The organism is Mycobacterium interjectum (assembly GCF_900078675.2).
Lineage (GTDB): Bacteria > Actinomycetota > Actinomycetes > Mycobacteriales > Mycobacteriaceae > Mycobacterium > Mycobacterium interjectum.
This window is the reverse complement of record NZ_LT546236.1, coordinates 611,660-621,687: the sequence shown is the minus strand read 5'-3', so window position 1 is coordinate 621,687 and position 10,028 is coordinate 611,660. Positions and strand designations below refer to the sequence as shown.

The window sequence follows — 10,028 nt, the reverse complement described above, 5'->3', positions numbered from 1 at the left end:
CCCCGCCGCGGTGAGTTCGCGCGACGGCGAGGTGATCGTCCAGGACTGGCTGATCCAGCCCATCGCCGCCGACACCGTCGCCGACGTGCTCGTCGAGGCGGCCCTGGGTCAGACGCATCCGCCACGCACCATCGCCGGGCCGGAGGCCGTCCGCCTGCCCGACCTCACTTCGAAACTGCTTGCCCGGCAAGGCGACAACCGGCGCGTCCGCGCCGTGCCGCCTCCGCTTGGTGCGCTCGGCACCGGGGCGCTGCTGGCTTGCGATGGCGCGGTGGTCCTCGGCCCCGACGTCGACACCTGGCTGCACACGCTGCCCCCCGCCGCCTCGGACGGCGATTCGGCCGACGGCGACGGCAGCGGGCCGACGAGGCTGCGGCTGGGGGACTTCTCCAACACCTAGCCGCACAACGTGGCGGTCGCCGGCTGCCGTATTCGGGGTTCGCCATGCCGGCGGCGGCCGCGGCGGCTAGGCTGGTTTCAAGTTGAGTCCACAGCTGCCGTTAGCAAGAGCGGCGTGTAGGACAGCGCGATCGCTCGCCCTGCTCACCACACTTTGAGGGGCGCACAGACATGACTTCTTCACCCGAGGGCAGACCCGGCGGCTGCGGAGAACCGCGCAGTCGCTATGTGATCGACTGCGCCGGGGCGCAGGTGCGCGTCCACGCGCGCAGCCTGGCCACCGTCCTGAGCATCGACGGCGATATCGATGCGTCCAACGCGGACCTCATCGCCGAGGTGGTTCGGCGCTTCGCGCGCCTGAAGGCCCCACTGGTCGTCGACGTCAGCCGAGTGGATTTCCTGAGCAGCGCCGGACTTCGGGTGCTGCTGCTGCTCAACGAGGAGCACCGGGAAGCCCAACTGCACAACAACGTCGTCAACGGCGCGGCCCTGCGACGGCTGACCCGCATTGTCACCGACCATGGCTTGCCCGTGGTCGATTCCGTGCCCGAGGCCCTACAGAACACGCACGAGTTCATCCACGCGCGCCGCCGGCTCCTCGCGGCCCTGACCCGCCAGGGGGAACCGCAACGCAATGCGCCGTAGCGGCCCGCGACGACCGCCAGCGCAGGTCACGGTTTTGTCACGATCGGCGTCACGATTGCTTAAGAACCGGCCCCGTTCTCTAAGAATCCTCAAGGTCAGCCGGCAAATTTGACCGCACGTTTAGCAAAAACCCGCCGGACGGCCCCCTCGGGCGGCGTCCGGCCGGCAATGCTCGTTGTGGGCCGGCGGTGCCACTGTTCGCTTCCGCTACTTTGGTTTTCGAGGGCTCGGGAACCTTCATCGCAAAGTCATGCACGAATCAATCTGATTCAATCTCGAAGGACAACACTGATCATGAAAATCAGCAGCATCGTCGCGCGCCGGCGAGTCGCCGGCATCAGCGCGGGCTTCCTGCTCGGGGGACTGGCCATGGGCATCATCGGTGCCCCGTCGGCGGCGGCAGCGCCCGACTGCAGCCCGGGCGGCGTGAACGCGACCGTTTCCTCGGCGCAGGGCGCGGCGCAGCAGTATCTGGCCGCTCACCCGGACGCCAACCAGGCGGTCACCGCGGCCTTCGGCCAGTCGCGGCCGCAGGCCGCGTCCAGCCTGCGCGGCTACTTCACCGCGCACCCGCAGCAGTACTACGACCTGCGCGGCATCCTGGCGCCGATCGGCGACACCGAGCGGCAGTGCAACGTCACCGCGCTGCCGCCCACCCTGGAGTCGGCCTACCAGGAGTTCATGGCCGGCTGATTGCGCCGAGAAACGACCCGCCACAGCGCCGTGGCGGGTCGTTTCCCGTTGCGGACCCGCGGGTAATTGTCCAGTCAACCAACGGGACTGGAGGTCAGGGTGCGGCTGCGACGCAGCGATCTGGGCAAGCCGGGGATCGCACGCAAACGCCGGGGCAAGGGTTTCGCCTACTACGACCCCGAGGGCAACCTGCTGTCCGACCCGGAAACCCTGGCGCGCATCAAGGATCTCGTCATTCCGCCGGCGTGGAAGAAGGTGTGGATCTCGCCCCATCCCAACGGCCACATCCAGGCGGTCGGCACCGACGCGGCCGGGCGTCGCCAGTACATCTACCACACCGCCTGGCAGCAGGAGCGCGCCGAGGAGAAATTCGACCGAGTCCTGGAGCTCTCGGTGCAGTTGCCGCTGTGGCGGGCGCGCATCGCGAAAGACCTGTCGCGCAAGGGATTGACCCGCGAGCGGGTGCTCGCGGTCGCGCTGCGCCTGCTCGACCGCGGCTACTTTCGCGCCGGCGGTGAGCAGTACGCCGAGGAAAACGAGTCCTACGGGATGGCCACCCTGCTGTGCAGCCACGTGACGGTGCACCGCCACGCGGTCGCATTCGACTACCCGGCGAAGAGCGGGGTGCGGCGCACCGTGGAGATCGAGGACGCCGAAATCGTCCGGGCGGTGCGTGCGCTGATGCGGCGCCCGGAGCGCACCGAACGTTTGCTGGTGTGCCGCGCGGGATCCGGATGGGTCGACATCCGCTCCGATGACCTCAATGCCCGGTTCAAGGAGATGGTGGGCGACGAGTACTCCGTCAAGGACCTGCGGACCTGGCACGGCACGGTGCTGGCCGCCGCCGCGTTCGTCGACGCGGACCCGCCCGTCTCGCAGCGGGTGATCAAGCGCGTCGAGTCCGCCGTCATGAAGGAGGTCGCCGAGGAACTCGGCAACACCCCGGCCGTGGCGCGCGGGTCGTACGTGGATCCTCGCGTCGTCACCGGCTATGAGCAGGGCCTGACGATCGACGCGGCGGCACGGCGCGCCGAACGCGCCCGCCGGCCCGAGGCCGCGCAGGAAATTCTGGAGAAGGCCACCCGCATGCTGATTCGGCGAGTGGCGAAGGGCCGCAGCGCATCCGGGACGGACACGCTGCCGCAGAGCGCGTGAAGTGACCGAAGCAGTCTGACACGGCGAATAAGGATCGCGAATTCGGGTATGCGGGAATCTGTGCGCCGACGCACGCGCAAAAGCGCTGCTCGGAAAGCTGCCCGGAACGTCGAACCCATGGCGATCCGGGGTCTGGTTCGGTTCGGCGCGACGAATCCGCCGACGCGCGCCCGACGACACCCAACTGTCTGCCTAGGAGGGCATATGTCTAAACAAGAGGTCTCGGACTACCTGTTGGAGCGGCTGCGGACCTGGGGCGTCGAGCATGTGTTCGGGTATCCCGGCGACGGCATCAACGGCATCCTCGCCGCGTTCGGGCGCGCCGACAACAAGCCCATGTTCATCCAGTCGCGGCACGAGGAGATGAGCGCGTTCGAGGCGGTGGGGTACGCCAAGTTCACCGATCGGGTCGGGATCTGCATGGCCACCTCGGGCCCCGGCGCGATCCACCTGCTCAACGGCCTCTACGACGCCAAGCTCGACCACGTTCCGGTGGTGGCGATCGTCGGTCAGACCAACCGCAGCGCGATGGGCGGGTCCTATCAGCAGGAGGTCGACCTGCTGAGCCTGTACAAGGACGTCGCCAGCGACTACGTCCAAATGGTCACGGTCCCAGAGCAATTGCCCAACGTGCTGGACCGCGCGATCCGGGTGGCGCTGGCCCAGCGCGCGCCGACGGCGCTGATCATCCCGTCCGACGTGCAGGAGCTGCCCTACTCACCGCCCACCCACGCCTTCAAGATGGTGCCCTCCAGCCTGGGCATCGAGTGGCCGGCGGTCTCCCCCGACGACGCGGCGGTCAGGCGTGCGGCCGAGGTCCTCAACGCGGGGAAAAGGGTCGCCATGCTCGTCGGCAACGGCGCCAGCGGCGCCCGCGACGAACTGATCGAGGTCGCCGACCTGCTCGGGGCGGGGGCGGCCAAGGCGCTGTTGGGCAAGGACGTGTTGAGCGACGAACTGCCCTGGGTCACCGGCTCGATCGGGTTGCTGGGCACCCGGCCCAGCTACGAGCTGATGCGCGACTGCGACACCCTGCTCACGGTGGGATCGAGTTTCCCCTACACGCAGTTCCTGCCGGAGTTCGGGCAGTGCCGCGCGGTGCAGATCGACGTCGACGGCCGGTTCATCGGCATGCGGTACCCCTACGAGGTCAACCTGGTCTCCGACGCGAAGGCCGCGCTGCGGGCCCTGATCCCGCAGTTGCGCCGCAAGGAGGACCGCGGCTGGCGCGACACCATCGAGGCCAACGTGGCGCGATGGTGGGAAACCATGGCGATGGAGGCGAAGGTCAGCGCCGACCCGATCAACCCCATGCGGTTGTTCTCCGAGCTGTCCCCGCAGCTGCCCGACAACGCCATCGTCACGGCGGATTCCGGTTCGTCGGCCAACTGGTATGCACGCTGTCTCCGGTTCCGCGGCAACATGCGCGGCTCCCTGTCGGGCACCCTGGCGACGATGGGGCCCGGTGTCCCGTACGGCATCGGCGCAAAGTTCGCACACCCGCACCGCCCCGTCATCGTGTTCGCCGGTGACGGCGCCATGCAGATGAACGGGATGGCCGAACTCATCACGATCAAGCGGTACTGGCAGGACTGGGGCGACCCCCGCCTGATCGTGGCGATCCTGCACAACAACGACCTCAACCAGGTCACCTGGGAGATGCGCGCGATGGCGAGCTCGCCGAAATTCGCGGAGTCGCAGGACCTTCCCGACATCGACTTCGCGGGGTTCGCGGCCAGCCTGGGACTGAACGCGATGGCCATCAAGGATCCCGACGAGCTCGCGGACGCCTGGCGCAACGCGCTGTCCGCCGATCGTCCCACGGTGCTGGACGTCTACACCGATCCCGACATGCCACCGATTCCGCCGCACGCCACCTGGGATCAGTTCAAGTCGGCGACCACCGCGGTGCTGTCCGGTGACGAGGATCGGGTCGGCTTCATCAAGGTGGGGCTGAAGACCAAGGCGCAGGAGTTCTTGCCGCACAAGAAGAGCTGACGGGATAACGAGTAGTCGAACACCGGCTCAATGCGCGGCGGCGGCGCGGGCGCTGCGCAGGTCGTCGACGAATAATTTGTAGGCCTCGTCGTGCGAATCGCTGCGATCGCGCAGCACCGACGACGGGTGCACCGTCGGGACGACGATCGGCTCAGGCTCGACGTCGACGTCGAGGGTGCCGGGAAATCCGATGAGCTCACCGCGCCGGGCCGACACCCGAAACGCCGCTCCGAGAAGCGATTGCGCGGCGGTCGCGCCCAGGCAGACGATCACCTGGGGGCGCACCGCCTCGATCTCGGCGATGAGCCAGGGCCGGCACGCGACGACTTCCGTGCGGCTCGGTTTCTGGTGTATCCGCCGCTTGCCGCCCTTGCGGGTGAACTTGAAATGCTTGACGGCGTTGGTCTGGTACGTCAGCGCCGGGTCGACGCCGGCGTCACCGAGCGCCCGGGCCAGCAGCCGGCCCGCGGGCCCGACGAACGGCAGGCCGGCCCGCTCCTCTTGGTCGCCCGGCTGCTCGCCGACCAACATGATGGGCGCCCCGGGGTAACCGTGGCCGAAGACCGTTTGGGTGGCATCGGCATACAGCGGGCAGCCGTGGCAGCCGCCGGCCGCGGCTTGCAGCGCTGCCAGCCCGCGATCTTCGGGCAGGTATTGCGCGGCGCCGCCCGGGGACGTCATGTCCCCGGGCCTACCCCGGTCGCTCGGCGAGAAACGCCGATCAGCCCTTTCCCATGATGGCGTCGCGGGCCCGGTCGAGCATCGCCGCGAACGGCCCGGCGGCCAGGTTGGCCACCTGCGACTCGACGCCGGCGTGCGGGCGGGTGGGCGCGATAGCCTCGGCAAGCTTGGCGGCGCGGCCCATCCTCTCCAGCTCGTCGTCGCTCAATTCCTCGCCCAGCTTGGCGAACTCATCGGATTCCTCATGCTCGGCGTGGTCGATCACGGCGTCGCGCAGCTCCATCAGCTGGCGGGTGAACTCCGCGCTGTCGACGTCGAGCTTCTCCAGCTTCTGCAGGACCGTCTTGGCCTCGTGCTCTTCGGCCAAACGCTTGTCGACGACCGCGGCGCCGTTGGCGATCTTCCGCTTGGCCCGGGGGTGAACGATCTCCTCTTCGGCCGTCTCGTGCACGGCCAGCATCCGGCGAAGCTCGACGAACGCCTTCTCCCGCTCTTTGCCGGAGGCCGACAGGGTGTCGGCGAACAGCGACTTGATCTGCTCGTGCTGACTGACAAGGAAGTCGACCACATCGGTGGGCGACTTGATGGCGTGCTGCGCCATGGTGTCCCTCCCATTTAAGTCATTTGGTTTCAACGGGGCGCGCGGGCTGTTGCGCGCTCTCCAGCGGCTACCCGAGGCGCGCGCCCACCAAACGGGCGGCGCGCCGTGCCCGGAAAAACGCGTGTGAGGTGGGGCTATCGGGGTAATCCTCTGGAAACTGCCTGGTGAAAGGACTAAGCGATGTGGTGGCGGGTGGTGATAATTTCGACTACCGGTCCCGCCTGCCCGGGGGCGCCGCCCGTTCGCCCGCCCTCTCCGGCATGGCCATCGGGCCCCACCGCGTGTATCTCACGCCGGCCGATACGCCGTACGTGATCAGCGTCGCCAAGCCGCAGCTGTGAGGCCGAGGCAGAGGAGAACCCGATGAGCGCAACACACGATCACACCCGCGCCGCGGTCGACATCGACAACGACGTCGAACTGATCGGCCAACAGATCAAGGCGCTTCGGGAACTCGCCAAAAAGGACGACGAAGCGGCGATCAGCGAAGGTCAGCGCTACGACTTCAGCATCCGGTGGGGCACGGTGCTGGCCGGGCGGCTGCGCCGGCTCGTACACTACAGCTCGCTGGGCCGGCTCGACGCCATGGACGAGCGCAGGTTTCAGGCGTTGCGCGACGAACTGCGCACGCTGTCGCACCTGATCGATCGGTTCCGGCTCGCCCAGCCGAACTTCACCGACAGCCCACCGGCCACGGCGAAGCGCTTCCGTCCCCGCCATTAAGGCCCGTCGCGGAAATCCTGCTCCGACAGGACGATCCCGGTGCGCGGCTTGGCGCAGTCGGGGTTGCGGCAGGTCAGCGCGACCATGTACGCGTCGCGGTCCTCGTCGAGAAAGAGGAAGCCGAGGTACAGCGCGTCGCCGACATCGAATTGCGTTGAGCCGCAGCACTCGCAGTGCCCGCCCTTGGCCGCGATATGGTCGCAAACCCGTTGGCGCGCCGCGGGGTCCAGGGCGGTCAGCTCGGGGCGCACCATCGTGTCGCGGTGGTCGGCGTCGTCGCTCATGTCAGATCTCCACGTCCTTGTCGTAGTGGACGTTGTCCTCTCGCCAGCCGCCCAGGCCGTAGCCGATGCCGCGGTGGTCGTCGATGAACTCGATCTGGTTGATCCACTTGGCCATCTTGAAGCCGACCTGGGTCTCCACCCGTAGCCGCAACGGCGCACCGTGCTTGATCGGCAACGGCTTTCCGTTCATCTCGTAGGCGAGGATGGTTTGCGGTTTGTAGGCCAGTTCGAGATCCATCACCTCGTAGAACTGGCCCTCCCCCTCCGCGCTGGGTTCGTCGCGGCCGGTGTCCTGCATGGTCAAAAAGCACACGAAGCGCGCCTGGGGAAGCGGGCGCACCAGGTCCGCGAGGGCGGCCAGCGGGAGCCCCTTCCACTCGCCGATGCTCGACCAGCCCTGCACGCAGTTGTGCAGCACCCGTTGGCTCTGCGGTTCGGCCAGCGCGCGCAGTGCGGCGAGGTCCAACGTCACCGGCTCCTCGACGAGCCCGCCGACCCGCAGGCGCCAGTCGACGAAGTTGTGCACGGCCATCACCTTGTACTCGGCCGAACACGGCGGCTTGCCGTTGACGCGGTGCTCTTCCGACAGCCTCCGTTCCGGATAGTCCTGTCGCGAGTCCAGGGGGCGCAGCAGCATGAGCCGGGCCCGCGTGATGACGGCGCCGAGGACGCGGCGAACCTGGACCGGCCGGCGCAGGCTCCACACGGTGGCCGCGACGTGGATGGCAACGATCGCGCCGATGATCACGAAGGACAACACGGTTGCCAACGTGACGTTGCGGACCGAACCGAAGATCATCGACGCGTTGAGCTGGCCCCAGCCCCAGAAGAAGACCATCGAGACGTGGATCGCGATGAACACTGCGAACGCGACCAGTCCGAGGAAGTGCAGGCTGCGCGCGGATTGCCGCCCGCCGCAGAGCCGCACGAACCAGGGGAAACGGGCCTCGATCGCCGGGGATTGCGCCGCGCCGGTGAGGATCTGGAACGGTGCGAGTAGGAAGATGACGCCCGCGTAGGTCAGCTTCTGGATGGCGTCCAGCGGTTCGTTGGGCAGCAGCGGGGGCAGGTTGAACGTCATGTAGGTGACGATGTCGTTGCCGGCCTCCACGAAGGTCGCCCACGAATGGGGCCAGTACCGCTGCCATTGCCCCGTGGCGAACAGCAGGATGTAGTACGACAGGCCGACCAGGACCCAGCCGATCACCGAAATGAAGTGCCAGTGGCGTCCCATGCCGAGCTTCTTGTGGCCGGGCAGCGCCACCAGCGGGCTGTAGTCCTCCTCCTCGTCGAGGGTGTCGTAGAGCTTGTCGGTCGGCATGGTCTTGGTGGTGAAGCGCGCCCACTCGGTGCCGGGTTTGCTGTCCTCCCGCCAATACAGCTTGGGGTGGGTGGACAGGATCTCGATGCCGCTGCGCAGCAGCAACGTCAGAAACAGGACGTTGAGCCAGTGGTCGATGCGCAGCCAGGCCGGGTAGTCGAGCACGATCTCGGTCATGCGCGCCGCCCGTCAGTCCTCCCACCGCTGCCGGCGCGGATAGGCCACATTGATGCCCAGCAGCACCGACGCGTGCAGTCCGAGGAAGGCGCCCGCGAAGGCGAGCGTAAAGGTCGCCGGCGCGACGTCCCACCGGCCGGTGACGGCGGTCAGGCCGGGCAGGGCGGCGACCCGCGTGGCGACGTCAACGCCGAGGATGACGACCGAAAGGGCGCTGCCGAAATACCAACCCGCCTGTGCCACAGCGACATTACGGCCGAATCCCATGCTGCCCGCGGCCAGCGGGCAAGCCGCGATCACCGCGACGGCGTACACCACGAAGGCCCCGGGCAGCGCGTCCCGGCCGGCCATCGAGTACATCAGGTAAACGTGCGTCGCGGCGATGCCGGCGAGCAGGGCGACACCCAAACCCGTTACCACCCTGGGCAAGTCGAACGCGACATAGCCGCCCAGGCTGAGGACTCGAAATAGCCGGCTGCGGTGCCAGTTTTCCGGCCATGACCGGACGAGAAAACCCACATCGCGCGCGTACCCGATCACGAATTACTCAAACCTCGACTTGGAGGAGCTGCCGTTTTCGATTGCCGGTGCGAGGGGCTAGATTCGCGGCAGGGTGGCAGGCTACGGAGGAGGCCGTCGCGTGAATCCTCAGGATCCGCTCGGGTACGGCCCGTTCAGTTACGATCCGCTCGGTCGCGTGCCGCCGGCGGAACCGCCNGCGGCGCCGCCGGGCCCCACGGTCGCGCCGGGCGAGGTGGCGACGCTGTTGCCCGGCGCCGGCGACCTGCAGACCATCACCGATGACCAGAACGTCGAGGCCGGCCAGACGTGGGACCATCCGGCCCGCTCCGACAGGGAGGGCACGATCGACCGTCCGGAGTGCTGGGGCGCCATCGCCCCGGGGACCCCGGACGCCTACAGCGTCGATGCCCTTTTCGGGTACCACGCGGCGGAATTCTCCGACACGCGCAGCCTGCTCAAGTCGGTCCAGGTGATCGAGGCCGCGGCGGCGTTTCGCGACGCACCGGCGGCCCAATCGCAACTGCAAAAGCTGCAGGACGGGTGGCGCCAATGCGGCGGAACGACCGTGAGCGTGACGATCCCCGAGGCCGGCACCATCCCGTTCGCGGTGAGCGCGCCCGCCGACGCCGGCAACGGGATCACCACGTTGGACCTGACGCCCAAGGGCCTGCAGGTGCGGTCCGCCCGCGCGATCGCGGCCAAGGCCAACGTCGTCGTCGACCTCTACGTGTCCTACAGCGGCACCACGGACGCCGAACGCCCCCGGGCCACGGCGGTGAGCATCGCCAACTTCGTGCTCAACAAGATCCCGGGCTAGGGGCCGGGCCGC

11 protein-coding genes and 2 pseudogenes are annotated in these 10,028 nt (G+C 68.1%); 8 read left to right on the top strand and 5 right to left on the bottom strand.

Annotation, left to right across the window (positions count from 1 at the left end; genetic code table 11):
- From BN4348_RS32925 to BN4348_RS32905, 5 genes and pseudogenes are all read left to right on the top strand, one after another.
- A pseudogene (locus tag BN4348_RS32925) lies at nt 1-400 on the top strand (NmrA family protein); the annotation flags it as partial.
- A gap of 170 nt (nt 401-570) precedes the next feature.
- Nucleotides 571-1,044 (top strand): STAS domain-containing protein, encoded by a 474-nt coding sequence (locus BN4348_RS32920; protein ID WP_084453931.1) that lies wholly within the window; start codon nt 571-573, stop codon nt 1,042-1,044.
- 294 nt (nt 1,045-1,338) lie between these two features.
- Complete coding sequence (locus tag BN4348_RS32915; RefSeq protein ID WP_066908574.1) at nt 1,339-1,737, top strand: heme-binding protein; 399 nt, start codon at nt 1,339-1,341, stop codon at nt 1,735-1,737.
- Nucleotides 1,738-1,836: 99 nt separating this feature from the next.
- Entirely contained in the window at nt 1,837-2,892 is a 1,056-nt protein-coding gene (locus BN4348_RS32910; RefSeq protein ID WP_066908571.1) for a DNA topoisomerase IB, read from the top strand.
- Nucleotides 2,893-3,096: 204 nt separating this feature from the next.
- Nucleotides 3,097-4,890: a thiamine pyrophosphate-requiring protein gene (locus tag BN4348_RS32905; RefSeq protein WP_066908568.1), complete on the top strand. Its 1,794-nt coding sequence runs from the start codon at nt 3,097-3,099 to the stop codon at nt 4,888-4,890.
- A 27-nt stretch (nt 4,891-4,917) separates the two neighbouring features.
- On the opposite strand, the gene BN4348_RS32900 is transcribed toward BN4348_RS32905, so the two are convergent.
- Together BN4348_RS32900 and BN4348_RS32895 are read right to left on the bottom strand one after the other, a co-directional pair.
- Nucleotides 4,918-5,571, bottom strand: a complete 654-nt coding sequence (locus BN4348_RS32900) for a UdgX family uracil-DNA binding protein (protein ID WP_066908564.1) — start codon at nt 5,569-5,571, stop codon at nt 4,918-4,920.
- 40 nt (nt 5,572-5,611) lie between these two features.
- Nucleotides 5,612-6,172, bottom strand: coding sequence for a hemerythrin domain-containing protein (locus BN4348_RS32895; RefSeq protein ID WP_066908561.1), 561 nt, complete (start codon nt 6,170-6,172; stop codon nt 5,612-5,614).
- 164 nt (nt 6,173-6,336) lie between these two features.
- Here BN4348_RS32895 and BN4348_RS59870 point away from each other — a divergent pair, with 164 nt between their 5' ends.
- Both BN4348_RS59870 and BN4348_RS32890 read left to right on the top strand, forming a co-directional pair.
- Nucleotides 6,337-6,513 carry a hypothetical protein gene (locus BN4348_RS59870; RefSeq protein WP_160040274.1) on the top strand — a complete coding sequence of 59 codons (177 nt, stop codon included), beginning with the start codon at nt 6,337-6,339 and terminating at the stop codon, nt 6,511-6,513.
- Nucleotides 6,514-6,535: 22 nt separating this feature from the next.
- Nucleotides 6,536-6,895, top strand: a complete 360-nt coding sequence (locus BN4348_RS32890) for a hypothetical protein (RefSeq protein WP_066908558.1) — start codon at nt 6,536-6,538, stop codon at nt 6,893-6,895.
- On the opposite strand, the gene BN4348_RS32885 is transcribed toward BN4348_RS32890, so the two are convergent.
- The 3 genes from BN4348_RS32885 to BN4348_RS32875 are packed head-to-tail and all read right to left on the bottom strand — an operon-like array spanning nt 6,892 to nt 9,196.
- Nucleotides 6,892-7,179, bottom strand: coding sequence for a hypothetical protein (locus BN4348_RS32885; RefSeq protein ID WP_066908554.1), 288 nt, complete (start codon nt 7,177-7,179; stop codon nt 6,892-6,894). The genes BN4348_RS32890 and BN4348_RS32885 overlap by 4 nt on opposite strands.
- Nucleotide 7,180: 1 nt before the next feature.
- Nucleotides 7,181-8,677 carry a molybdopterin-dependent oxidoreductase gene (locus BN4348_RS32880; protein ID WP_066908551.1) on the bottom strand — a complete coding sequence of 499 codons (1,497 nt, stop codon included), beginning with the start codon at nt 8,675-8,677 and terminating at the stop codon, nt 7,181-7,183.
- A 12-nt stretch (nt 8,678-8,689) separates the two neighbouring features.
- A complete protein-coding gene (locus BN4348_RS32875; RefSeq protein ID WP_066908607.1) occupies nt 8,690-9,196 on the bottom strand; it encodes a hypothetical protein in 507 nt (168 codons plus the stop codon).
- Between the two features lie 187 nt (nt 9,197-9,383).
- On the opposite strand from BN4348_RS32875, the pseudogene BN4348_RS32870 reads away from it, so the two are divergent.
- A pseudogene (locus BN4348_RS32870) lies at nt 9,384-10,016 on the top strand (sensor domain-containing protein); the annotation flags it as partial.
- Nucleotides 10,017-10,028 lie beyond the last annotated feature (12 nt).